Annotated in this window: 20 protein-coding genes; 16 read left to right on the top strand and 4 right to left on the bottom strand. The window is 71.8% G+C overall.

Translation table 11 applies throughout. The annotated features are described in order from the left end of the window. Positions 1-419: 419 nt before the first annotated feature. Both AC07AZ_RS05610 and AC07AZ_RS05605 read left to right on the top strand, forming a co-directional pair. Positions 420-5324, top strand: coding sequence for a ricin-type beta-trefoil lectin domain protein (locus AC07AZ_RS05610; protein WP_478844104.1), 4905 nt, complete (start codon positions 420-422; stop codon positions 5322-5324). Positions 5325-5389: 65 nt separating this feature from the next. Continuing rightward, on the top strand, positions 5390-5986 hold the full coding sequence (locus tag AC07AZ_RS05605; RefSeq protein WP_478844102.1) for a hypothetical protein: 597 nt from the start codon (positions 5390-5392) through the stop codon (positions 5984-5986). 223 nt (positions 5987-6209) lie between these two features. Here AC07AZ_RS05605 and AC07AZ_RS05600 read toward each other — a convergent pair whose 3' ends face one another. The 3 genes from AC07AZ_RS05600 to AC07AZ_RS05590 all read right to left on the bottom strand — a co-directional run bounded on the left by AC07AZ_RS05600 (position 6210) and on the right by AC07AZ_RS05590 (position 8527). Continuing rightward, the gene (locus tag AC07AZ_RS05600; RefSeq protein ID WP_478844100.1) at positions 6210-6878 is read right to left on the bottom strand and encodes an 8-oxoguanine DNA glycosylase OGG fold protein; all 669 of its coding nucleotides are present in this window, start codon (positions 6876-6878) and stop codon (positions 6210-6212) included. An 88-nt stretch (positions 6879-6966) separates the two neighbouring features. Continuing rightward, positions 6967-7167: a hypothetical protein gene (locus AC07AZ_RS05595; protein WP_478844098.1), complete on the bottom strand. Its 201-nt coding sequence runs from the start codon at positions 7165-7167 to the stop codon at positions 6967-6969. A gap of 328 nt (positions 7168-7495) precedes the next feature. Beyond that, positions 7496-8527 (bottom strand): medium chain dehydrogenase/reductase family protein, encoded by a 1032-nt coding sequence (locus AC07AZ_RS05590; protein ID WP_478844096.1) that lies wholly within the window; start codon positions 8525-8527, stop codon positions 7496-7498. A gap of 167 nt (positions 8528-8694) precedes the next feature. Between AC07AZ_RS05590 and AC07AZ_RS05585 the strand changes: the two genes are divergently transcribed. Then, positions 8695-9354, top strand: coding sequence for a TetR/AcrR family transcriptional regulator (locus AC07AZ_RS05585; RefSeq protein WP_478844094.1), 660 nt, complete (start codon positions 8695-8697; stop codon positions 9352-9354). Between the two features lie 88 nt (positions 9355-9442). On the opposite strand, the gene AC07AZ_RS05580 is transcribed toward AC07AZ_RS05585, so the two are convergent. Then, positions 9443-11938: an ATP-binding SpoIIE family protein phosphatase gene (locus AC07AZ_RS05580; RefSeq protein ID WP_478844092.1), complete on the bottom strand. Its 2496-nt coding sequence runs from the start codon at positions 11936-11938 to the stop codon at positions 9443-9445. A 563-nt stretch (positions 11939-12501) separates the two neighbouring features. On the opposite strand from AC07AZ_RS05580, the gene AC07AZ_RS05575 reads away from it, so the two are divergent. From AC07AZ_RS05575 to AC07AZ_RS05515, 13 genes are all read left to right on the top strand, one after another. Continuing rightward, entirely contained in the window at positions 12502-12705 is a 204-nt protein-coding gene (locus AC07AZ_RS05575; RefSeq protein WP_045556499.1) for a cold-shock protein, read from the top strand. A 297-nt stretch (positions 12706-13002) separates the two neighbouring features. Further along, complete coding sequence (locus AC07AZ_RS05570; protein WP_478844089.1) at positions 13003-14610, top strand: DEAD/DEAH box helicase; 1608 nt, start codon at positions 13003-13005, stop codon at positions 14608-14610. A gap of 44 nt (positions 14611-14654) precedes the next feature. After that, on the top strand, positions 14655-15038 hold the full coding sequence (locus AC07AZ_RS05565; protein WP_478844087.1) for a CBS domain-containing protein: 384 nt from the start codon (positions 14655-14657) through the stop codon (positions 15036-15038). A gap of 6 nt (positions 15039-15044) precedes the next feature. Then, complete coding sequence (locus AC07AZ_RS05560; protein ID WP_478844085.1) at positions 15045-15362, top strand: SCO5918 family protein; 318 nt, start codon at positions 15045-15047, stop codon at positions 15360-15362. A gap of 206 nt (positions 15363-15568) precedes the next feature. Continuing rightward, on the top strand, positions 15569-15937 hold the full coding sequence (locus AC07AZ_RS05555) for a helix-turn-helix domain-containing protein (protein ID WP_478844084.1): 369 nt from the start codon (positions 15569-15571) through the stop codon (positions 15935-15937). 522 nt (positions 15938-16459) lie between these two features. Then, positions 16460-16786, top strand: a complete 327-nt coding sequence (locus tag AC07AZ_RS05550) for a MerR family transcriptional regulator (RefSeq protein ID WP_478844082.1) — start codon at positions 16460-16462, stop codon at positions 16784-16786. A gap of 309 nt (positions 16787-17095) precedes the next feature. Beyond that, on the top strand, positions 17096-17299 hold the full coding sequence (locus AC07AZ_RS05545; protein WP_033176054.1) for a cold-shock protein: 204 nt from the start codon (positions 17096-17098) through the stop codon (positions 17297-17299). 323 nt (positions 17300-17622) lie between these two features. Beyond that, positions 17623-19134, top strand: coding sequence for a DEAD/DEAH box helicase (locus AC07AZ_RS05540; protein WP_478844079.1), 1512 nt, complete (start codon positions 17623-17625; stop codon positions 19132-19134). Between the two features lie 92 nt (positions 19135-19226). Beyond that, complete coding sequence (locus tag AC07AZ_RS05535) at positions 19227-19616, top strand: hypothetical protein (RefSeq protein ID WP_478844077.1); 390 nt, start codon at positions 19227-19229, stop codon at positions 19614-19616. A gap of 169 nt (positions 19617-19785) precedes the next feature. After that, a complete protein-coding gene (locus tag AC07AZ_RS05530) occupies positions 19786-20181 on the top strand; it encodes a luciferase domain-containing protein (RefSeq protein WP_478844075.1) in 396 nt (131 codons plus the stop codon). Positions 20182-20392: 211 nt separating this feature from the next. Then, complete coding sequence (locus AC07AZ_RS05525) at positions 20393-20581, top strand: hypothetical protein (RefSeq protein WP_478844073.1); 189 nt, start codon at positions 20393-20395, stop codon at positions 20579-20581. A gap of 261 nt (positions 20582-20842) precedes the next feature. Next, positions 20843-22318 (top strand): MFS transporter, encoded by a 1476-nt coding sequence (locus tag AC07AZ_RS05520; protein ID WP_478844071.1) that lies wholly within the window; start codon positions 20843-20845, stop codon positions 22316-22318. A gap of 113 nt (positions 22319-22431) precedes the next feature. Continuing rightward, positions 22432-23085 carry a hypothetical protein gene (locus AC07AZ_RS05515; protein ID WP_478844069.1) on the top strand — a complete coding sequence of 218 codons (654 nt, stop codon included), beginning with the start codon at positions 22432-22434 and terminating at the stop codon, positions 23083-23085. Positions 23086-23089 lie beyond the last annotated feature (4 nt).

Raw genomic sequence — 23089 nt, 5'->3', positions numbered from 1 at the left:
GATCCTCGTCACCCGCTCCATGGAGAAGGCCCAGGTCATCGACCCGGGCCCTTTCGCTGTGTCGGTCGTCAGGTCGCGTGGGTCGGTGGTGTGGTCTCGTCCGAGGGCGCGTCGGACAAGGGCCTTGCCACGGTCGGTTGACTTGTGGGTAACTTGAACGCCGCGCGCTCACTGTTGAGGGACCTGACCCGTCCCTGTCGTGACGCGCGCACGTCATCGGCGGCCGGGGGAACTGTGCCGTCACGGGGGAGGGATGGTTCCGTCATGCCGCGATGCCGGCTCGTTGTGCGTGCCCGCTCGGCCGACGCCGACTACTGCTCCTGCTTCCGGGCCGGGACGGCGGGCTAGCCCTCGCGTGTCCCACCGCCTCACGGGGCGGTCACCCCTGCCTGCCTTCGCGCGCTATGAAGGATGCCCTTTTGCGATTCAGACCGGGGTTGTTCAATCCCAGATCACGAACATCGGCAGCGGTCAGCTCTGCCGTCACGTCCGTCGCCGCCCTGGCCGTCCTCGGTGGCCTGGCCGTTCAGCCCGGCCAGCTCGGCCGGGACGGTGAGCAGCGCGTCGCCGCGGCGAGCGACTCGTACGACGGTTTCGACAGCAAAGCCGCAGAGCGGCTGCGCGAGGATCAGTGTGTGGGCGCCGACGCCCTGCGCAAGGGCGGACCCAGCCTGTTCGCTCTGGCTCAGAACGCCATCGGGCTGCCGCCCGATCAACTCCACCAGAAGCTCGACCGGGACCTGTACAACGAGAACACCCCGCTGCACCAGGCGTTCTCCGCGGACAACGCGAGCAGCGACCAGTGGGTCAAGAAGGTGGGTGACCAGGGGCAGGCGTGGTCCGGCACGGTCAGCGGGCTGGAGTCCTACCCCGGCGCGCCGCGGGACGCGAACAAGATCTTCGACCAGGTCGGCCTGCTTCCGTGGCTGTACCAGTCGTACTTCAAGTCCGTCGACCTCTTCTCCCCGTTCTACGACCCGTCACCCACCGCGGACGACAGGACGAAGGCCGCCGCGCTCGCGGTCGGCGACCCGCTGTACACCACCGGGGGCACACCGCAGGAGCAGCAGGCGTGGGCGCTGTGGAAGAAGAACTCCGGGAAGATCGAACCCAATCAGTTGTTCGTTCCGAGGGTGTTCGCCGATGACGCCCGGATCTTCCTGTCCTCGGGCGGCTTTCCTCGTACCGCCCCGGCTCCGGAGACCCCGGAATTCCGTATCGCGGTCGAGGACATGAAGGCCCGCTTCGCGTCGTGCGCGTGGCACGCGCCGATCGACCCGAACCGGGTGCTCGGCAAGGAGGTGGCGCAGGCGTCGGCGGAGTGGCAGCAGGAGATCGCCGCGCAGGCCACGCAGCGCCAGCAGATCCTCGCCCGCAACGTCACCGCGACGAAGGCGTTGCAGGACGGCACGTTCACCCTGGGGCAGGTCCTCGGACAGTCGTGGCTGGCGGACTACTCCACCCGCTGGCAGGACTACTGGTCCGCGGGCGGCCTGGGCTGGATCGGCGACAGCTATGTGACGATCGAGGTTCCGGGCGCGGCGGGCAGCTGCCTGGACGTTCAGGGCGGCGCGAAGACCAACGGCACGCCCGTCCAGATCTACACCTGCAACAGCGCCGCGTCCCAGCAGTGGACGCTGGAGGGCAGCGAGGACGACCTCCACCTGCGCAACGTCGGCTCGCAGAAATGCCTGGACGTGGCCGGGAACGCGTCGGCGAACGGCACGAAGATCCAGATCTCGGACTGCTACAAGTCCGCCGGTCAGTCGTGGCAGGGCGACGTCCGTGCCAGTGCTCCCCTGAAGAGCGTGTCCACGGGGAAGTGCCTGGACCTGAGCGCGTTCACCAAGAGCACGGACGCGCGGCTGTTCGACTGCAAGAACGCCGGCTCGCAGAAGTTCCTGATCAAGCCGTCCGGTCACCAGGGCTCGGGCAGCCCTCTGTACCCGGACAAGGCCCAGTTCGACAAGGCGAAGAAGGTCGTCACCGACGCCCAGACGACGGCGAAGAAGCAACTGACGACGCTGAGAACGCAGTTGGACACCGCCACCAAGGCGGCCACGTCTTCCGGTACGGCCGAGCAGGCGGCGTACGGCATCGCGGATGCCGCCGGTGCGCCGCGGGGCCGTGGGCTTCTGGTCGGCCGGCAGAAGGCACAGGTCACCAAGGGGTCGGTGGCGGCGCTGACGGCGATGGTGAAGGCCGGCGAGACCGCCGAGGCCGCGACCAGGGCTGCCGCGGGTGACAGTGAGACGATCAGGCAGCGGGCGCTGGCCCAGGCCGCGCAGGTCAACGCGGAGTTCCGCAAGGAGGCCGCGCACGCGGCCGAGTCGCAGGCGAAGGCCGCGGCGGACGCGGCCAGGCTGCACCGTGACAACGCGAAGCAGGACAAGGAGACCGCGGAGGCCAAGCTCGCCGTGGCGCTGAAGGCCGAGGGCGACGCCAAGGCGGCCGCCGCCGACGCCCACGCGAAGCGGCTCGCGGCCGAAGCCGAGGAAGCGACGGCGAAGGCGGAGAAGGACACCGCCGCGGCCAGGCAGGCCGAGGCCAACCAGCACAAGCAGAACGCGCAGGCCGAGGCGGCGAAGGCCAAGGACGCCAAGGACAAGGCGGAAGCGTCCGAGAAGACCGCCGAGGCCAGGCGGGACGACGCGGTGAAGGCCCGCGACAACGCCAAGGCCAAGCGGGACGACGCCTGGGACGCCGCTCAGAAGGCCGACGCCGCCCGCGCCAAGGCGGACGCGAAGGATGCCTACGCCGAGGCCCACGAGTCGGACGGTGAAGCCCAGCAGTCCAGGGCGGCGGCGGACGCGGCCGACGGGCACGCCGACGACGCCGAGGCGGCCGCCGGCCGTGCCCGCGACGAGGCCGACGCCGCGACCCGGGCCGCGGCCGAGGCGGACGCGGCGGCCACCCGCGCCGAAGCCGCGGCGAAGCGGGCGCGCTCCGACGCGGACGCCGCCCAGGCCGCGAAGCTGAAGGCCGACGCCGCGGTGAAGACCGCGACCAGCGCCACCGCGGACGCCATCAAGGCCGCGGCGCACGCCGCGGACGAGGCGAAGACCGCCGTCGAGCTGGCCGACGAGGCCGAAGCGCACGCCAAGGACGCCAAGACCAACGCGGACGCGGCGAACAAGGAGGCCGCCAAAGCCCTGGCCGCCGCGGCGAAGGCCGCGGGCTTCGCCCACGTCACCGCCCAGGCCGCCGTCGACGCGGGCACCGCGGCCGCTCAGGTCGCCAAGCCGGCCAACGACGCGATCGAGCTCGGCTCCCCCTACGTCGACACCGACTCGGCCGCCGGTCTCGTGGTGCTGACCGGACAGGCGTCGAAGACGATCGCCGACCAGCAGCAGGCCGTCGCCGACGCCCACGCCAAGAACGCGCAGGCCGAGGCCGACGCCGCGAAGAACCTCGCCGACCAGGCGAAGGGTGACACGAAGATCGCCTACCAGTACGCGGCCGACGCCGCGGCACACGCGGCCGACGCCCGCGGCTACGCCAAGGAGGCCCTCGGCTACGCGGCCGACGCCGCCAGGGCCGCCTCCCTGGCCTCGGCGTCGCTGGCCCGCACGGTCGACTACGACCGCCAGGCCACCGAGGACGCGGCCGCCGCCGACAAGGCCGCAGGCCGCGCCGAGGGCTACGCCAAGGACGCCCGCGACTCGGCCGACCAGGCGGCCCTCGATGCCCAGGCCGCTCGCTCGGCCGCCGCGGAGGCCGAGCAGGCCGCCAAGGACGCCCGCGCCGCAGCCGACCGCGCCGACGCCGCAGCCACCGAAGCCGAGGAAGCGGCGAAGGACGCGCTGAAGTACGCCAAGGAGGCGGAGGAGGCAGCCGCGGAAGCGGCACGCAACGCGGCGAACAAGCAGGTCTCGGCCGGCGCGGGAACGGGAGTCGGCGGCACGTGGTACGTCGTCGACGAGGACAGCATCGAGATCACCGACGCCCAGCAGCATGACCCCTGTGAGATCACCGTCGGTTTCGAGGGCTGCACCACCACCTTCACGGTCACCTTCACCGCGATGGTCGACTTCTTCCTCTGCACCGACCCCGACGCCGCGGCCGGCGCCGCCAGCTGTCCCCCGAAGGACACGCTGCTCATCGAGAGCAAGCGCATCCCGGGGCTCAAGCAGGACGTCACCCGGTACTTCTCCAAGCTGCAACTCATCCAGCAGACCCTCACCTACCAGCTCATCAAGGCGGTTCTGGTCCAGGACTTCGTCGACTGCTGGCACGGCAGCGCCAGCGGCTGCGCCTGGGCACTGAGCAACTTCATCCCGGGCAAGGCGTTCACCAAGGTCTTCGATGGGATCCGGGCGCTCGACGCCGCGATGAAGACCGGTGTCGGGGTCCGTGACGCGTTCAAGGCCCTCAAGGTCCTCGACCTGGACCCGGGAACGCTCGCCAAGCTCGACAACACCCTCAACGCCTACGAGGACCTGTACACCGCCTGCCGGGCGAACAGTTTCCCCGGCACCACCGAGGTGCTCATGGCGGACGGCTCGCACCGGCCGATCAGCCAGGTGGCTGTGGGGGACCTGGTCAGGGCCACGGATCCGGCCACCGGCCGGACGCGGACCCGGCAGGTCACCGACACCTTCCGGCACGACACCCGGCGGCTGGTGGACATCAGCGTCGCCGACGGGGGAACGGTGGCCAGTACCGCCGGCCACAAGTTCTTCGTGGTGGGCCGCGGGTGGACGCTGGTCTCCGACCTGCGCGTCGGTGACCGCCTGCGCACTCCGGGCGGCTCCGTCCGCGCGGTGACCGCCCTCCTCGACCGTTCGGGCCTGACTCCGCGCTCGGTCTACGACCTCACCGTCGACGACCTGCACACGTTCTTCGTGCTGGCGGGCGCCACCCCGATCCTCGTGCACAACTGCAAGGTCGCCCTGGGGTGGCAGAACAAGGGCAAGCTCGACGAGTGGGCCGGGCTTCCCGAGAACAAGTTCAACACCTTCTCCAACGCGTCCCCGAAGGACTTCGCCAGGATCGCGGAGATGGCCATCGCCGACCCGAGCGTGATGCTGCACGTCAACATGACAGGACTGAACGAGCTCGGAGGCTTCATGGAGGCTGCCAAGCGCGGTCTGAGGGCCGGTGAGAGCGGAGCTGCCACGGACTACGAGATGTCCATGATCGCGAGAGCGGTCGCGAACGGACAACGCCCGTGGAGTTCGGTGAAGTTCTACTCCCCGTCGGGCCCCGGGGGCGCCATGCGTCTGGACCCGCCGACGGAGATGCCGAATCTGTCGGCGCTGGGCAAACTCGACCCTGTGAAGGGTTCGATCATCGGCTACTGCCACTGCGAGGGGGTCCGTTGAACGGGGACACCCCTCGGGACGACCCGTATCCGGACGTGACCGCTTCGGGTGGCCTGGCGTCAGTCGTGAGACAGGCCGCGACGCTGCGCGGATACGACATCGGGCTGGCACCCTGGGCCACCGACGCCATCAGCATCGAGACGGCGCGGGGCTTCCTGTCGGTCGATCCCGTGGCCGGGGAGCGTCTGTTCCGGCTGGGCGTCCACATTCCCGGGTTCACCTGGGAGATCGGCTCGACGGGGGACCTCGGACTGCTCGTGGAGGCGATCGCCGCCTGGCGGGACGGCACACCGCTCGACGAACTGGAGGAGCGATTCGAGTTCATGAAGCTCGATGAGTTCGCCGGCGCGCTCGAAAGCGGAGAGCCCACGTCCACGCAGTGGTCCGACCTCCGGTCGTCCGACTTCCACCGGCGGCAATGGGACCTTCTGCGCCGCCTCCACGCGGACGAGGTGCTGCGGACCATGTTCCCGACGATCACGCACGGTGCCGTCCGTCTGCGCGTGGATCCGCTGGACGCGACGAGCCGTCAGGTCCTGGTGCACGAGCTGGACGGGGGACGGTACGAGGTCAAGCGAGTCGGAGTTCCCGAGGCCGACTGGGCCGAGGTGCCGACCGGTGATCTGATCGCCTGCCTGCGAGCCGCCCTGAACGAGGAGTGATCTCGGCGGACCGGTGACATCGAGACCCCGCCAGGTGATTCCCGGCGGGGTCTCTCGATGAGCGCGCCCGGCAGCGGGCGGAACGGGGACCGATCCGGTCGTCGGCGGAGGGTCGGCGGACATCAACTGCGGCTGGTGACGACCGACTTGCGCACCGGGCCACCCGGTGCGCGACGGTCCTCGACACGACTTCGGCTACGGCTACGGCTACGGCTACGCGAGTTCACTGTTCGTCCACGCGGCCGTCCAGATGGAAGAGCAGCCACTCCAGCCACTCGGCCGGGACCTCGAGAGACGCGGCCCAGGTGTGCATGGCGCTGACGTAGGTGGCGTAGCGGGTGGGCCAGTGGCGGGTGCCGGCCGCCTCGTAACTGGACCACCCGAGGGCGTTCAGCGAACGGAAGACGCGGTCGTCGAGGATCAACGCCCGTTCACATGTGGCGTCCCGGTCGTCCACGGCCGCGAACCACTTGGTGAAGAAGGACCGCCCCACCCCCTTGAGGACGAACTGCCGGTAGGCCCTGCTCAGGTCGCCGTCCCGGACCGACTCGCGGGTGGTCCGCAGGACGGTGGGCATGCGCGCGTCCGTCAGGGCCGCTTGGGTGTGGCGCGGCCCTCGTCCGTTCGTGGTGCCCGAGCCCCAGAGCATGACGGCCACGTACAGGTCACGCAGGTCGTCGGGGTCGTCGCCCAGCTGGTCGCGGAGACGGGCCACATCGTCCCGGCTGATGAGACGGTCGCCGCTCGGCCCCGTCGTACATGCCACGCCCACGTCGAGCACGTGCGCCGCTCCGTGCGGCTCCAACCGTGAGCGCCACGTCGCCGGGCGGAAGCGCACGGGCTTCTGCTCGCAGTCGCCGTAGCGGACGACGAGCTTCCGAAGTCGCTCCATCAGGCTCCCCCCTGGCCGTGACGGCCCCGTGCCGTGAGCCACAGCGTAGGGGGAGACATACCGCGGCGACATGCCGGCGCCCTCCGCGTCACCAGCTGATCGCGTCGTCCATCGACTGCTGCCAGGAGGTGACCTTGAGGGAGTATCCGACGTGGACGCCCTGCGCGGGGAGCGACGGGTGGGCGCTCGCGCTGGTGCTCTCGTTTCCGGAGCGGCCGTGGAAGAAGACCGTCAGGGATTTCGTGGTGTAGCCGTTCGCGCCGCTGCCGTCGGCGGACGACAGGTTCACGGGACCGAAGGTGCCCCGTGGGTACGGCCTCACCCCAGGTGCCCGCGCGTGCGGCCCCGCCCCCTGGGAGGCGCGATTCACGCGCCGGCAGGCTGTCCGTGCGGTCGAGGTGCTGGGCGATCCGATGTCCGGCGCCGTCGCCGGCGAGCTGCCAGGCGCTGACGCCGGCCTCCTGCCCGTCGGTGACGTTCCACGGGAGGCGGCCTTCGGCGGGCGTCGATCGCGTAGCAGCCGGGCCTGTTCCCGGAGGCCGGGACGTGGACCGCGTACGGGCCCGTGGCGATCGGGTCGTCCACCGCCCAGGCGGAGTTGACAGCACGTCAGGTCACTACGGCGTCAGCACGATCTTCCCGGCCACCGTGCCGGACTCCGCCAGCCGCAGCGCGTCGCCGGCGCGGTCGAGCGGCAGCCGGGCGGCGATCCGCGCGGTGACGTCACCGCGCTGGAGGGCGGCGAAGACCTGGGTGAGGTCGGCGCGCAGCCGGGCGCGGAAGCCGTTCCCGGCCAGGGCGCGGCCGGCCCACACGTTGAAGAAGTAGGCGCGGCGCCGGTTGGGCAGCGCGTTCCACAGCCACACCCGGCCGAGCAGCTTGAACACGGGCCACTGCTTGGAGCCCTCGTCGTCCCGGGTGGAGGCGCTGCCGTAGGAGACGAGGGTGCCGCCGGGGGCGAGCAGGCGCCAGGAGTCGGCCAGGCCGCGGCCGCCGACATGGTCGAAGACGGCGTCCACCCCGCCGGGGGCGAGCGCGCGGACCCGCGCGGCGACGTCCCCCGCGCGGTAGTCCACGGGGGTGACTCCCTGCTCGCGCAGGGCGTCGTGGTGGCGGGTGGACGCGGTGCCGATGACCTTCGCGCCCGCGGCCCGCGCGAGCTGGACCAGGACCGAGCCGACCCCGCCGTTGGCGCCGTGCACGAGGACGGTCTGCCCGGCGCGGACCCGGGCCTTGCGGTGCAGCATCTGCCAGGCGGTGACACCGTTGAGGACCACCGTCTCCGCCTCCGCCGCGCCGACCCCCGCGGGGACGGGCACCACGTCCGCCGCGTCGACCAGCACATGGCTGGCCCAGCCGCCGGTCTTGAGCAGCGCGGCCACCCGGGTGCCGGCCAGGGCGGGTTCGACGCCCTCGCCGGTCGTCAGGACCGTGCCGACCAGGTCGTAGCCGGGCACGAAGGGGAACGGCGGCTGGTCGTAGTAGCGGCCGCGGCGCATCTGCTGCTCGGCGAAGGAGACCCCGGTCGCCTCCATCCGGACCAGGACCTGCCCGGGACCGGCGACGGGGACGGCCCCGTGCCGGACCTCCAGCCCCTCCGGCTCGACCTTGCCCGGCAGTACGACCTCGACGAGTCCTTCGGCGCTCATGACGACCTCCGTGGATGGGTGCGAGAGCCGCAGTCGGTTACTGCTGCTCTCTTCCGTTACAAGTTCTAACGTGTCTCCGTAGAGGCTGTCAATAGCGATCGTGATAGCCTCTAACTAAATCTTGAAGATGTACGATCCAGCCGCGCCGCGGCGGAAGGTGGCAGACCATGCCGGAGACGGGCACGACGACCCCGCGCGAGCGCTACCGCGCCCAGGTCCGCACGGAGGTCAAGGAACACGCGTGGGAGCAGATCGCCACCGCCGGGGCGTCCGCGCTCTCCCTCAACGCGATCGCCAGGCAGATGGGCATGAGCGGACCCGCCCTCTACCGGTACTTCGCCGGCCGGGACGAACTGATCACGGAACTCATCCGGGACGCCTACCGCAGCCTCGCCGACACCTTCCGCGCCGCGGTCGCCTCGGGCTCCGACGTGACGGCACTGGCCCGCGCCCTGCGCGACTGGGCCCTGGACGACCCGCACCGGTACTTCCTCGTCTACGGCACCCCCGTCCCCGGCTACCACGCGCCCGACGACGTCACCGCGATCGCGTCCGAGATCATGACGGCCCTGCTCGACGCCTGCGCCGGCCTGCCCGCGGACCGCCCGGCGACACCGTTCGACGCCCACCTCGAAGAACACCGGCAGTGGGCGGACGACCACCCCGCCCCGCCCGCCACCCTGCACCGGGCCCTGAGCTTCTGGACCCGGCTGCACGGCGTCCTGTCCCTCGAACTCGCCGGCCACTTCGACGGAATGGGCTTCGACCCGGCACAGCTCTTCGCCGCCGAACTGGACGCGCTGACCGGGCCCCCGCCGGCGCCCTGACCGGCCACCTCCCGGCGCGACGGCCGTACGACGTCGCGAGGCGGCGCGCGGGGGTGTCCCCGGGGCGGAGCGCGGGGGTGTCCCCGGGTCAGAAGAGGCCGGGGGGCGCGCCGAGGTTCTGTTCCGTCCAGATCGTCTTGCCCTCGGCGGTCGGGCGGGTGCCCCAGCGGCGGGTCAGCTGGGCGACCAGGAGCAGCCCGCGGCCTCCCTCGTCGAAGCTGCGGGCGCGGCGCATGTGGGGTGCCGTGTTGCTGGCGTCGGAGACCTCGCAGATCAGGTTCCGGTCGTGGACGAGCCGCAGCTGGATGGGCGGCCGGGCGTGCCGGATGGCGTTGGTGACCAGTTCACTGACGATCAGTTCGGTGACGAAGGCGGCCTCCGTCAGCCCCCACTCCTCCAGGCGGGCGACGGCCTTCTTGCGGGCGGTGGCGACGGCGGCGGGATCGGAGGCGATGTCCCAGGCGGCGACCCGGTCGGCGTCCAGCGCCCGGGTGCGGGCCACGAGCAGGGCGACGTCGTCGGCGGGCCGCCGGGGCAGCGTGGCCGCGAGCACCCCGTCGCACAGCGCGTCCAGCGACGCGGTCGGGCGGGAGAGCGCCTCGCGCAGACGGGACACGCCCGCGTCGACGTCCCTGTCGCCGGCCTCGATCAGGCCGTCGGTGTAGAGGGCGAGCAGACTGCCCTCCGGCAGCTCGATCTCCAGCGACTCGAAGGGCAGCCCGCCCAGGCCCAGCGGCGGCCCCGCCGGCAGGTCGAGCAGCTCCGCACTCCCGTCGGGGCTCACCACCACCGGCGGCGGGTGCCCGGCCCGGGCCAGGGCGCAGCGGCGGGACACGGGGTCGTACACGGCGTACAGGCAGGTCGCGCCGACGTCACCCGCGGTCTCCCCGCTGTCGGCGGTCCCCTCGGCGCCCTCCGTCTCGGTGGGCGGACGGGCCACCAGATCGTCGAGGTGGGTGAGGAGTTCGTCCGGGGGCAGATCGATGTCGGCGAGGGTGCGTACGGCGGTACGCAGCCGCCCCATCGTCGCCGACGCGTGGATGCCGTGGCCGACGACGTCGCCGACGACCAGCGCCACCCTGGCCCCGGACAGCGGGATCACGTCGAACCAGTCCCCGCCGACACCGGCCCGGGCACCGGCCGGGAGGTAGCGCGAGGCGACCTCCACCGCCGACTGCTCGGGCAGCCGCTGCGGCAGCAGACTGCGCTGCAGGGTGACGGCCGTGGCGCGTTCGCGGGTGTACCGCCGGGCGTTGTCGATGCAGACCGCCGCCCGGGACGCCAGTTCCTCGGCGAGCACCAGGTCGTCCTGCTGGAAGGGGTCCGGATGCCGGTGGCGGATGAAGACGGCGACGCCGAGGGTGGTGCCGCGGGCCGCCAGGGGCACGGCCATCACCGAGTGGAAGCCGAACTCGCGGACGCGGGCGGCCCGCAGCGGCCTCTCGGCGAGCCACCGGAGGATCGCGGGCTCGTTCATCTGGTGCAGCACCGCCCGCGCCGACCGCAGGCTCGTCACCAGCGGGGAGCCGTCCGGATACTCGTCCAGTCCGCCGAGCGCCACGGCCGCCTCGGGAACGCCCGCGAGCACGGACTGGTGGGCCACGCGCCGCAAGGTCACCGAACCCCCCGCGGGCGGGGCACCCGCGAGCCCTCCGGGCTCCCCGGCCGGCGCGTCGACGGCGTGGACGGCGCCCTCCTCCCACAGCGCGGGCAGCAGGTCCACGGTGACGAAGTCGGCGAACTCCGGCACCGCCACGTCCGCCAGCTCCTGCGCCGTCCGTGTCACGTCCAGGGTGCTGCCGATGCGCTTGCCGACCTCGGCGATCAACTGCAGGCGTTTGCGGGCCCAGAACTGCTCGGTGATGTCGTGCGCCGTGAGACAGACACCCCGTATGCGGCCTTCGCCGTCCCGCAGCGGTGCCAGGACGACCGACCAGGCGTGCTCGCGGTTCTCGCCGGCCGCCCGCAGATAGTTCTCGCGGTAGTACGGCTCACCGGTCTCCAGCACCCGCAGCATGTCCTGTTCGGCCAGCTCACCGGCCTCGTTGTCGACGATCTCCCCCACTCGCAGCCCCAGCATCTCGCGCTCGGTGAGGGCCACGGACTGCTCCATCGCCCTGTTGGCCCGCCGCAGCCGCAGCCTGGTGTCGTACAGCGCCTGCGCGCAGCTCGGGGACTGCCGGAAGCCGAGTGCCACCAGGGTGTCGTCGGCCGGCAGCGGCTCCTGTCCGGTCAGCGGGGAGAGCAGCAGCCACGCACCGCTTCCCGCGGCCGGCATCCGGTGGTGGGCCAGCACGAAGACCTCGACGCGGCGGCCGTCCCGGTGCCGGAGAGCGAGCCGGCCGTGCCACCTTGGCAGCCGGGCGAGGGCCGGCCGGTCCCCCGCGGGAAGCTCCTCGGCGAGCAGCACGGCCGCCGAGCCGCCCACGACCTGCGCGGGCGTGTGACCGAGCAGCTGCCTGGCGCCCTCGTTCCAGCCGGTCACGGTGCCCTCGTCGGTCACGGTGACCCGCGCGGTGAGCGCCTCACCGACGATGTCCTGGACGCGGCTCGCTCCCTGGTCGCCGGCGGGACGCTGGTGCATCGTCACTCATCTCGCTCTCGTCGGGTTCTCCGTCGCGTCGAGGCCCCCGCTGCCGGGCGCGCACCGCCACCGCCACCCGGAACGCGCCGTGAGACATCTTGTTCATCCCGATTTCTCAGTATTCCGCAGTTCGACGGCATCTCGCACCGAATGCCGGGAACCGACGGCTGTCGGTCGCGGGCGCGCGCGGTGTGGCCTTCCTCTCGGTGCGGGGTTCCGGTGCGGGTGCCGGAGGTCCGCCCGCCGACGGCGGGGCTGACGGGACGGAAAGCCATCCGTGGGGGTCACAGCCCCGCGGCCGGGAACGGGAGGGGCAACACTGCGGCCGGAGCGCGGAAATATCTGTGGCGGGGAGGTGAGAATTGAGCGCGCCCCGCCAGGAATATTCCTCGTTCGACCGGCCGAGCGGAATTATTTTCCCCGGGCCGCCCGATCACTCCATGCTAGTGTCGACGTCAGTTGCAGTTGTGGTCTTGCCTGAAGGTTTTCCGACGGGGTGATCATCACGGCGACCGGAGTACGCACACGGCGAACTCCGAGCACCGTCCCGAAGGAGAATTGATATGGCAGCCGGCACCGTGAAGTGGTTCAACGCCGAAAAGGGCTTCGGCTTCATCGAGCAGGACGGCGGCGGCCCCGACGTCTTCGCCCACTACTCCAACATCGCCGCCCAGGGCTTCCGCGAGCTGCTGGAAGGCCAGAAGGTCACGTTCGACATCGCGCAGGGCCAGAAGGGCCCGACGGCCGAGAACATCGTTCCGGCCTGACGTCGTACAGCTCGCAGCTGGGGCCCGCACCTAGGGGTGCGGGCCCCAGCTCGCTGTGTTCGAGGCCCGGCCCGCCGCCGCTCGAACACCTCGCACATCAATACGCACATTGCATTTCATTGATTCCCCGCCGGTTCCGAATTCACATGTCCGTGAATTCAGCGAACCGGCCGGTCCGGGAGAGCGATCCGCTCCGGACCCGTATGCCTGGCTCGTTCTCGCGATTCCCACTGCCGCTTCCATGCCGCGGGAATTCCTTGATACGTGCCAAACGCGCCCTGTCAAGGAAGGTTTCGCATGAACCGCGCCCGCACGAACGAACGTTTCACCCGCACTCGCACCGGAGGCTCGTCCTCCGGCAGGAGCGGCTCCGGCTACGGCTCGGGCTACGGCTCCGGCTCCGGCTCGGCGTCCGGCTCCGCTTCCGGCCGTAGCGGTGGCCGGTTCGGAGGTGGCTCCGGCCGCGCCGCCGGCCCGCGCCGCTCCGGCGGCTACGGAGGCCGGCAGACCCTGCAGGGCGAGTTCGCGCTGCCGGAGACGATGACGCCGGGGCTGCCCGCGGTCGAGGCGTTCGCCGACCTCGACATGTCCTCGCATCTGCTGGCCGCGCTCGGCCAGCAGGGCGTGACGGTGCCCTTCCCGATCCAGGCGGCGACCCTGCCGAACACGCTGGCCGGCCGGGACGTCCTGGGCCGTGGCCGCACCGGTTCCGGCAAGACCCTCGCCTTCGGTCTCGCGCTGCTGGCCCGAACCGCCGGCCGGCGCGCCGAGCCCCGGCAGCCGCTGGCCCTCGTCCTCGTACCGACCCGTGAGCTCGCCCAGCAGGTCACCGACGCGCTCACCCCGTACGCCCGCTCCGTGCGGCTGCGGCTCGCGACCGTGGTCGGCGGGATGTCGATCGGGAAGCAGGCCGGTGCGCTGCGGACCGGTGCCGAGATCGTCGTCGCCACGCCGGGCCGGCTCAAGGACCTCATCGACCGGGGCGACTGCCGGCTGGACCAGGTCGACATCACCGTCCTGGACGAGGCCGACCAGATGGCCGACATGGGCTTCATGCCGCAGGTCACCGCCCTGCTCGACCAGGTGCGCCCCGGCGGTCAGCGGATGCTGTTCTCCGCCACCCTCGACCGCAACGTCGACCTGCTGGTGCGCCGCTACCTCACCGACCCGGTCGTCCACTCCGTCGACCCCTCCGCGGGCGCCGTCACCACGATGGAGCACCACGTCCTCCAGGTGCACGACACGGACAAGCACCGCACCACCACCGAGATCGCCGCCCGCGACGGCCGCGTGATCATGTTCCTGGACACCAAGCACGCCGTGGACCGGCTGACCAGGGACCTGCTGAACAGCGGTGTCCGGGCCGCCGCCCTGCACGGCGGCAAGTCCCAGCCGCAGCGCACCCGCACCCTGGCGCAGTTCAAGACCGGGCACGTCACCGTGCTCGTGGCCACGAACGTCGCCGCCCGTGGCATCCACGTCGACAACCTCGACCTCGTCGTCAACGTCGACCCGCCCACCGACCACAAGGACTACCTGCACCGCGGCGGCCGTACGGCCCGTGCGGGCGAGTCCGGCAGCGTCGTCACCCTCGTCACCCCGGGGCAGCGCCGCGGCATGACCCGGCTGATGGCCACGGCCGGCATCACCCCGCAGGTCACGCCCGTCCGTTCGGGCGAGGCGGAACTGAGCCGCATCACCGGCGCCCAGGCCCCGTCCGGCGTCCCGGTCGTCATCACCTCCCCGGCCCCGGCCCGCCGCAGCTCGTCCCCGTCGTCGGCCTCGCGGTCCTCCTCGTCGTCCCGCAGCCGTCGTGGCCGCGGCGGCCAGGGCGCGCCCGCCGGCACGGGCGCCCCCTCGCGCGCCAGGGCGCCGCGCCGGCCCGTCGTCGACCCGGCGGCCTGAAGGCCCTGTGGTCCGGCAGCTCACCCATCTCGGCAGGAGGCACCTTGACACCGGTTCGCACGCAACGGCACCGCGCGGTACCCGCCCACCTGACCGTGAGCGACGAGCCGGGCGGGCACGGACCGCGGGTCAGTGACGACATGACCGTCGAGGTCGCCGACCTGGTCATGACGAGTGCCCGGGTCGAACACCTGGTCCTGTGCGACGCCGACGACCAGCGCACCGGCTCGGTCAGCCGGGCCCAGCTCACCCTGGCCCGCGGCAGCTCCACGTACACGGACCGGGTCCGCCTGCGGGACATCCTCGGCGGATCATCCGCCTCCCTCGGTGTCCGGACCGTCGCCGTCGGCGAGAATGGCATCGTCCCGGGCGTTCTCGTCCCCGCCGATCCACTCGCCCGGCCGGCACCGTTTCCCTTCTCCCTGTGAGGCAACATGCGCTGTGTCATCGCCCGGTACCCGTTCGACCTGACCAAGGACGGAGTGCTGGCCTCGATGAAGGGCATCACGCCCGAGCCCGTCACGGGCGAGTCCGTGACCATCGGCCGCCGCCGCTACCCCGTCAAGCAGGTGGGTGAGGTCGTCACCCGTCAGGACCGCCGTGACTTCTCCAGCGGCGAGGTCACCCGGGCCATGGTCCGGCTCGGCTTCACCTGCCACGAACACCCCGAGGCCACCCCGGCCGTGACCCCTCTCACTCCGCTCGAGAACGCGTCGCAGCTGCTCGGCAGCACCACCACCGCGGACGCCTGAGAACGCTCCGCACCGCTCACCGAACCGTGAAGGCCCCGGCGAACACCAGAACCCAAGGTGTCGCCGGGGCCTTCGCCATGTCCCGCGGCGACGTCCCGCACCACCGGCCCGACGGCGTGACCGGCCGATGGTGTTGAATTCAGCCGGGGCCCTGGTGCCGTACGGCATCGGGGCCCCTCGACGCGCGCGTTGCACAACGAGGTGACATGACAGCAGACAGCCCGCTCAACGGTCGGCTGGACGACGACGACTACCCCGCCTACACGATGGGCCGGGCCGCCGAGATGCTCGGCACCACCCCCGGCTTCCTCCGGGCCGTCGGCGAGGCCCGTCTGATCACGCCGCTCCGCTCGGAGGGCGGCCACCGCCGGTACTCCCGCTACCAGCTGCGGATCGCCGCCCGCGCCCGCGAACTCGTGGACCAGGGCACCCCCACCGACGCCGCGTGCCGCATCGTCATCCTCGAGGACCAGCTCCAGGAAGCCCGGCGCATCCACGCGGAGTACCGCCGCGCGGCGCACGAGGCGGGCGGCGGCGGGGGTTCCGGGGCGGGATCGGGCGTCGGCTCGGGCTGATCGGGGCGTCCGGGCAGCGGCATCCCGGGCTCCCGACCGGTCAACTCCCCCCGCACACACGGTCCGTGGCGGGCGTCACCGTGTGCAGAGGGTTCCTCCACCCACAGACACCAAAAATCTGTCGCGGCAAGAGTAGACATTACGGAGTCGAGGGTCGTAGAGTTTCTCCCGTAACCGAGATATCGAGCGGGCGAGGCAGACAGCGAACTGCCTCGCGGCAGGACCGCAGTACCGGCCCCTGAAGGCCGCGAGCAGTACGCCAGCCTGTCCGAGGCAACGTAAGGAGCGAACGCCATCAGGATCGCCCGGGCAGGGCACGACCGGCCCGGGTGCCGCAGGCCCCAGAATGGAAGGTGGTCCCCGGTCAAGCATTCACGATCCCCGCACCCCCGCCTCTTCCGGGCGTCCGTGCGGAACCGCAGAGCCGGCGCGACACACAGCCGGTAGATGGTGTTGAACCCCTCGGGGCCCGGGTGCCGAACGCACCCGGGCCCCTCGATGCGTCCCTGAAACGAAGGTGCTATGCCCGCTGACTCCCCCGCCGTGGACAGCCTCGACGACGACGACTACCCCGCGTACACCATGGGGCGGGCCGCCGCCATCCTCGGCACGACCCCCGCGTTCCTGCGTTCCATCGGTGACGCCAAGCTCATCACCCCGCTGCGCTCCGAGGGCGGCCACCGCCGGTACTCCCGCTACCAGCTGCGCATCGCCGCGCGCGCCCGCGAGCTCGTCGACCAGGGCACCCCGGTCGAGGCCGCCTGCCGCATCATCATCCTCGAGGACCAGCTCGAGGAAGCACTGCGCCTGAACGAGCAGATGCGCGGGCAGAAGGACAGCAGGCACTGACCCGCCCGCCGATCTTGTACGACGCGCGGAGCCGGATATCTACTGCCGCTGCGACAGAAATACGGACGGAGGACACGCGGAATTACACAGGGGCCACCTGGCCCCCGAACCCCGCGCCCCGACGTGTGGTAACGTGATCAGAGTTGCAGTTTTGGTTACCAGAGACTTTGAGTGCTCTTCCGACCTTCCGTCGACGAGCACTCTTTTCGTTTCCCGGAGCTTTAAAAGCTTCGGGCGGGGTACATCGCCACTGCGACTCCGGGTCTGCAAGGTGCGGGCTCCGGGTACTGCCCCAAAGGGAGATTCAATATGGCATCTGGCACCGTGAAGTGGTTCAACGCGGAAAAGGGCTTCGGCTTCATCGAGCAGGACGGCGGCGGCGCTGACGTGTTCGCCCACTACTCGAACATCGCCGCCTCCGGCTTCCGCGAGCTTCAGGAAGGCCAGAAGGTGAACTTCGACGTCACGCAGGGCCAGAAGGGCCCGCAGGCCGAGAACATCGTTCCCGCCTGACGCTGACGCGTACTACGTGGCTGGGGCCCGCACTCTTGGGTGCGGGCCCCAGCGCATTGCCTTTTCCGCGTCCCCTCCGAAAGAGACCCACAGGTCCCGGCGGGGCCTCGCGGACGTACGGAAAAACCGCCCGGCACCGGCGCCAGGACACCGCACCGCGTTCTCGCGGCACGGCGTGCGGCCTTACCGACCGGGCGCACCGGTCCACGGCCCACGGACCGGCTTCATTTTTTTTACCTCGGCTCAGTCTTGTGAATCCTCAATGCGGCTCGTCAGCGCTCGAAGGAATTCCTCGATACGTGCCGCATCGAGGAAGGTTCCCCATGAACCGCACAGCTCGCACGAACAACAACTCCTCCGCCTCCCGCTCGCGCGCGGACCAGGGCGCGACCGGCTCCTCCAGGCGGGGCCGCTTCCGCCCCCAGCCGGCCGGGCGCCAGGGCGCCTCCGGCTCGTCGAAGGGCGGGGGCAGGGGCGGCCGTGGCGGAGGTGCGCCCGGCGGGGAGTTCGCCGTGCCGGTGACCCTCACCCCGGGCCTGCCGCCCGTCGAGGCGTTCGCCGAACTCGACATGCCGGAGCAGCTGCTGACCGCTCTCGGCGTCGAGGGTGTCGTCTCCCCGTTCCCGATCCAGGCCGCGACGCTGCCGAACTCGCTGGCCGGCCGGGACGTCCTGGGCCGTGGCCGCACCGGTTCCGGCAAGACCCTCGCCTTCGGCCTGGCCATGCTGGCCCGCATCGAGGGGCAGCGCGCCGAGCCCCGGCAGCCGCTCGCGCTCGTCCTCGTACCGACCCGTGAGCTCGCCCAGCAGGTCACCGACGCGCTCACCCCGTACGCCCGGGCGCTGCGCCTGAGGATGACCACCGTCGTCGGCGGGATGTCGATCGGCCGCCAGGCGAGCGCTCTGCGGGGCGGTGCCGAGGTCGTCGTCGCCACGCCGGGCCGGCTCAAGGACCTCATCGACCGGCAGGACTGCCGGCTGGACCGCGTCGCGATCACCGTCCTGGACGAGGCCGACCAGATGGCCGACATGGGCTTCATGCCGCAGGTCACCGCGCTGCTCGACCAGGTCCGGCCCGACGGTCAGCGGATGCTGTTCTCCGCCACCCTCGACCGCAACGTCGACCTGCTGGTGCGCCGCTACCTCACCGACCCGGTCGTCCACTCAGTCGACCCCTCCGCGGGCGCCGTCACCACGATGGAGCACCACGTGCTGCACGTGGAGGACGCCGACAAGCACGCCACCACGGCGGAGATCGCCGCCCGCGAGGGCCGCGTGATCATGTTCCTGGACACCAAGCACGCGGCGGACCGGCTGGCCAAGAAGCTCCTCGCCGTCGGTGTCCGGGCCGCGGCCCTGCACGGCGGCAAGTCCCAGTCCCAGCGCACCCGCACCCTGGCGCAGTTCAAGGACGGCCACGTCACGGCACTGGTGGCGACCAACGTCGCGGCCCGTGGCATCCACGTCGACAACCTCGACCTCGTCGTCAACGTCGACCCGCCCACCGACCACAAGGACTACCTGCACCGCGGCGGCCGTACGGCCCGTGCGGGCGAGTCCGGCACCGTCGTCACGCTGGTCCTGCCGCACCAGCGGCGGGACATGACCCGCCTGATGGCCGACGCCGGCATCACCCCGCAGACCACCCGGGTCCGCGCGGGCGAGTCCGAGCTGAACCGCATCACCGGCGCGCAGGCGCCCTCGGGCGTGCCCGTCGTCGTCACCCCGCCGGTGGCGGCCGAACGCCCCAAGCGCACCGGCTCCCCCGCCGCCGGACGGCGCGGCCGTCCCGGCCAGGGCCGCCGCCGGTCCGCCCCGCAGGCGAGCGGTCGCTGAACGGGTCCCGGCCCCCCGGAGTTCCGGGGCGGCCGGACCCAACCTCCCCCGCGACACCCGGTCGGTACGTCACTGGAGTAGGCTCCTGACCCATGTCGCACCCTGATGACCTGCTCGTCGACCTCGCCGCGAGAGTGGAGTCGGAGCAGCACAGTCGGATGTCCCTCACCGTGGTGATCCCCGGAGCCGTCATCACCGGACGTCTGGCCCCGGAAGCCATGTGGAAGCAGCGCGTGGCCGAAGTGCTGCGGGACTCCGCCCAACTGGCCCCCTTCTCCGACGTGTTCACCGCACCGGACCCGGTCACGGACTCCGGCGGCGAGGCACCGGGACCCCGCGCCCGGCCCACCCACCTCCACTTCCACGTGGCCCGCATCCTCCAGGGCAACTTCGGCATCCCCGACACGGGCGGCATGTACCGCGTCGCCCTGGAGGACGTCAACGCCTGGACCGTCGGGGACATCAGCTACTCGGATCAGTGAGCACGCCGGGCCGGCCCGCCGCGTGAGCGCCGGGCCGGCCCTTCGGCACATCGGGCGGTGGGCGTCCGTGACGGCGTCCCGCCGCTCGCTCGGACCCGCCCACCTCACGGCGCGGTTAATTTTCGCTCAACCCTTGGTTGCGGGGCGGTGAGCGGGTGACCATGGGGCCATGACTCTGGCCGAGCGAGCCATGGAACGACTGGAGGTCTGGCCCGATCTCAGTGCGGGCCTGCCCAGTTGTGGCACCGGGCGGGCTCTTCGTTCCGTCCACCACGAGATCGTCCACTTCCACTCGGACCGGGACGTCGACCTGCATCTCACCGTCCCCGCGATCGAGCGGTTCCGCGACGACCTACGCGGGTCGACCGCCGTACACCTGGTGCCGGGGTCCCGCTGGGTCACCGTCCACCTCGACTGCGGCGGGGACGTCGACCTGCTGATGAGTCTGGTCAGCGTCGCCCTCAAGGCCCATCTGGCCGAGGGCTCCGGCGCGGCCCCGCCGCTCGCCTCCTGCAACTTCCGCCGTGTCACGGTGGTGCCGCGCGGGCACGCCGGCGACCGCTGAGCCGACGGGCCGTACCGGCTACGGCCCGACCGCTGAGCCGACAGGCCGTCCCGGAGTACGGCCCGAAGGAGACCGCCGGGTGTAGCGGGCTACACCCCCGGTCGGGGAGAGCGCTCCCTCGTGACGGCGGGCGCGGCACGGGATCGTTGATCTCACCAGGTCAACGGCTCCCCGTCGGGGAGTCCACGGCTCTCCCCGAAAGGTCCCTCCCATGAAGGCGCTGCTCTCCTCCAAGCCCGTCCTGTGGTTCCTCTTCCTGTTCAACCTCACCGTGGCGGCGGTCGCCCCCTTCGCGGTCGACGGCGTGCAGGGCCTGGTGACCAGTGCCGGCATGGCCGTCGTCTCGGTCGGCGCGGGGGTCGCACTCCTTCAGGGGCGCCCCCGGCGGGCGCGGGGCTGATCCGGAGTTCGTCGCCCAGGGCCCCACGCCGGCCAAGCCGCACCTCCGCCGAGCTGGTGACAGCGTGCTTGGTGGCGGTTCGTCGACCTGGCGGACCGGGTCGGCATCACCGCCACCCACGGCGGGCGCCCAGCCGCCCCCTCCGCCACGACGGGCGACGGGCACGGTCCCCCTCGCTCTTGCACTTGCTTAACTCAATCAATCTTGTTTATGCTTGAGTAAGTCAAGCAAACCTCAGATGCGCCGACGGAGGTCCCTGTCATGTCCGACGCCCTTGCCCGACCCGCCGAGGCGGCCACGCCCGCCCCTCCCAGGTCGAACGCCGTGGTGGCGGTGCTGGCCCTGGCCGGAATCGTCGTCTCCCTCATGCAGACGCTGGTCATCCCGATCGTCCCCGAGCTCCCCAAACTCCTCGACGCCCCCGCCTCCGACACCGCCTGGGCTGTCACCGCCACCCTCCTCGCGGCCTCCGTGGCCACCCCGGTGGTCGGACGGCTCGGCGACATGTTCGGCAAGCGACGCATGCTGCTGGTCAGCATCGTGCTGCTGGTGACCGGCTCGGTGGTCTGCGCCCTCGCGGACTCCCTGCTCCCGATGATCATCGGCCGGGCGCTGCAGGGCCTGGCCGCCGCGGTCGTCCCGCTCGGCATCAGCATCATGCGTGACGTCCTGCCCGCCGAGCGGCTGGCCGGCTCCACCGCCCTGATGAGCGCCTCCCTCGGTGTCGGCGGCGCCCTCGGCCTGCCCTCGGCCGCCTTCATCGCCGACAACTTCGACTGGCACCTGCTGTTCTGGGTCTCCGCCGCCCTCGGCACCCTCGCCCTCGTCCTGGTCGTACTGATCGTGCCGGAGTCCAAGGTGCGGGCCGGTGGCCGCTTCGACCTGGTCGGCTCGCTCGGACTCTCGGCCGGCCTGGTCTGCCTGCTGCTCGCCATCTCCAAGGGCTCCGACTGGGGCTGGACCAGCGCCACCACCCTCGGTCTCGGTGCCGCGGCCGTCATGATCCTGCTGTCCTGGGGCTTCTACGAGCTGCGCGCCGGGCAGCCGCTGGTCGACCTGCGCACCACCGCGAGGAAGCAGGTCCTGTTCACCAACCTCGCCTCCGTCGCCCTCGGCTTCTCGATGTTCGCGATGTCCCTGGTCCTGCCGCAGCTGCTCCAGCTGCCCACCCAGACCGGCTACGGCCTCGGCAGGTCGATGCTGACCGTCGGCCTGGTACTGGCCCCGCAGGGCCTCGTGATGATGGCGATGTCCGCCGTGTCCGCCGGAGTCACCAAGGCCAAGGGACCCAAGGTCACCCTGATGATCGGCGCCCTGATCGTGGCCGCCGGCTACGGCGTGAGCCTCGTCCTGATGAGCGAGGTCTGGCATCTCGTCCTGGTGTCCTGCGTCATCGGCGCCGGCGTCGGCTTCACCTACGGCGCCCTGCCCGCCCTCATCATGGGCGCCGTCGACCCCACCCAGACCGGTGCCGCCAACAGCCTCAACACGCTGATGCGCTCGCTCGGCACCTCCTTCGCCAGCGCCATCGCCGGCGTCGTACTGGCCCAGATGACCACCGACTTCGGCGGCTACGCCCTCCCGGCGGAGAACGGCTTCAAGACCGTCATGGCCATCGGTGCCGGAGCGGCCCTGCTCGCCTTCGCCCTCGCCACCTTCATCCCGAAGCGTCCGGTCCCGGCCCGCACCACCGACCCGGCGCCCACCTCCCCGGCGACCGCCGAAGCCAGGGCCTGACCCGGGACCGGTCCCCCGGCCCACCGCACCACGCGCCTCACCGCGCCGCCTCACCCACACGCCCCGCACGGCCACCGCCCCGTCTCGTCTCGCCGTATCCGGAAGGAACGCCCATGAACACGCTGCTCTCGCCGAAGCCCGCGGCGGCGCACGAGGCGGGGCGCGTGGAGCGCCAGGAGACGACGGCCCGAGCGGCCGCCGCTTCCGGACCGCTCACCTCCTTCCTCCGGTTCACGGTGCTGGGCGGCGGCGTCGGGGTGCTCTCCAGCGGCGCGGTGGCGGGGCTGGCCGGGCTGATGCCCTGGGCGGTGGCGAACGCGCTGATCACCGTCGCGTCCACGCTGCTGTGCACCGAGCTGCACGCGCGCTTCACCTTCGGGACGGGCGGCCGGGCCGGCCTGCGCCGGCACTGGCAGTCCGCGGGTTCGGCGGCGGCCGCCTACGCGGTGACCTGCGCCGCGATGCTCGTCCTGCACCTGGTGCGGCAGTCTCCCGGCACGCTGACCGAGGAGATCGTGTACCTCGGTGCCTCGGGCGTCGCGGGCCTCGGCCGTTTCCTGCTCCTGCGGCTCTTCGTCTTCGCCACCGGCCGCACCCGCGCCACGGCGACGGCGGCCCCCGCGCGCGCCGGGGAGACGGTCGGCGCCGACACCCGTGCCCGGCGGACGCGGGCCCGCCTCACCGGGCCGGCGAGCCGGGCGGCGGCAGCGCTCGGGCGGTTGCGCCCGGCCTCGTCCTGGACGGTCTCACCGGCGCCCTCGGGGTGACGCC

The organism is Streptomyces sp. NPDC043878 (genome assembly GCF_056435735.1).
The sequence above is the reverse complement of the archived record's forward strand: the minus strand, read 5'-3'. Positions and strand labels throughout refer to the sequence as shown.

Excerpts from the sequence above, each read along its gene's own strand:
- AC07AZ_RS05545 (WP_033176054.1), top strand. The coding sequence starts at position 17,096 with ATGGCATCTGGCACCGTGAAGTGGTTCAACGCGGAAAAGGGCTTCGGC.
- AC07AZ_RS05600 (WP_478844100.1), bottom strand. The coding sequence starts at position 6,878 with ATGGAGCGACTTCGGAAGCTCGTCGTCCGCTACGGCGACTGCGAGCAG.
- AC07AZ_RS05540 (WP_478844079.1), top strand. The coding sequence starts at position 17,623 with ATGAACCGCACAGCTCGCACGAACAACAACTCCTCCGCCTCCCGCTCG.
- AC07AZ_RS05585 (WP_478844094.1), top strand. The coding sequence starts at position 8,695 with ATGCCGGAGACGGGCACGACGACCCCGCGCGAGCGCTACCGCGCCCAG.
- AC07AZ_RS05555 (WP_478844084.1), top strand. The coding sequence starts at position 15,569 with ATGACAGCAGACAGCCCGCTCAACGGTCGGCTGGACGACGACGACTAC.
- AC07AZ_RS05535 (WP_478844077.1), top strand. The coding sequence starts at position 19,227 with ATGTCGCACCCTGATGACCTGCTCGTCGACCTCGCCGCGAGAGTGGAG.
- AC07AZ_RS05570 (WP_478844089.1), top strand. The coding sequence starts at position 13,003 with ATGAACCGCGCCCGCACGAACGAACGTTTCACCCGCACTCGCACCGGA.
- AC07AZ_RS05515 (WP_478844069.1), top strand. The coding sequence starts at position 22,432 with ATGAACACGCTGCTCTCGCCGAAGCCCGCGGCGGCGCACGAGGCGGGG.
- AC07AZ_RS05550 (WP_478844082.1), top strand. The coding sequence starts at position 16,460 with ATGCCCGCTGACTCCCCCGCCGTGGACAGCCTCGACGACGACGACTAC.
- AC07AZ_RS05575 (WP_045556499.1), top strand. The coding sequence starts at position 12,502 with ATGGCAGCCGGCACCGTGAAGTGGTTCAACGCCGAAAAGGGCTTCGGC.
- AC07AZ_RS05525 (WP_478844073.1), top strand. The coding sequence starts at position 20,393 with ATGAAGGCGCTGCTCTCCTCCAAGCCCGTCCTGTGGTTCCTCTTCCTG.
- AC07AZ_RS05560 (WP_478844085.1), top strand. The coding sequence starts at position 15,045 with ATGCGCTGTGTCATCGCCCGGTACCCGTTCGACCTGACCAAGGACGGA.
- AC07AZ_RS05520 (WP_478844071.1), top strand. The coding sequence starts at position 20,843 with ATGTCCGACGCCCTTGCCCGACCCGCCGAGGCGGCCACGCCCGCCCCT.
- AC07AZ_RS05590 (WP_478844096.1), bottom strand. The coding sequence starts at position 8,527 with ATGAGCGCCGAAGGACTCGTCGAGGTCGTACTGCCGGGCAAGGTCGAG.
- AC07AZ_RS05530 (WP_478844075.1), top strand. The coding sequence starts at position 19,786 with ATGACTCTGGCCGAGCGAGCCATGGAACGACTGGAGGTCTGGCCCGAT.
- AC07AZ_RS05580 (WP_478844092.1), bottom strand. The coding sequence starts at position 11,938 with ATGCACCAGCGTCCCGCCGGCGACCAGGGAGCGAGCCGCGTCCAGGAC.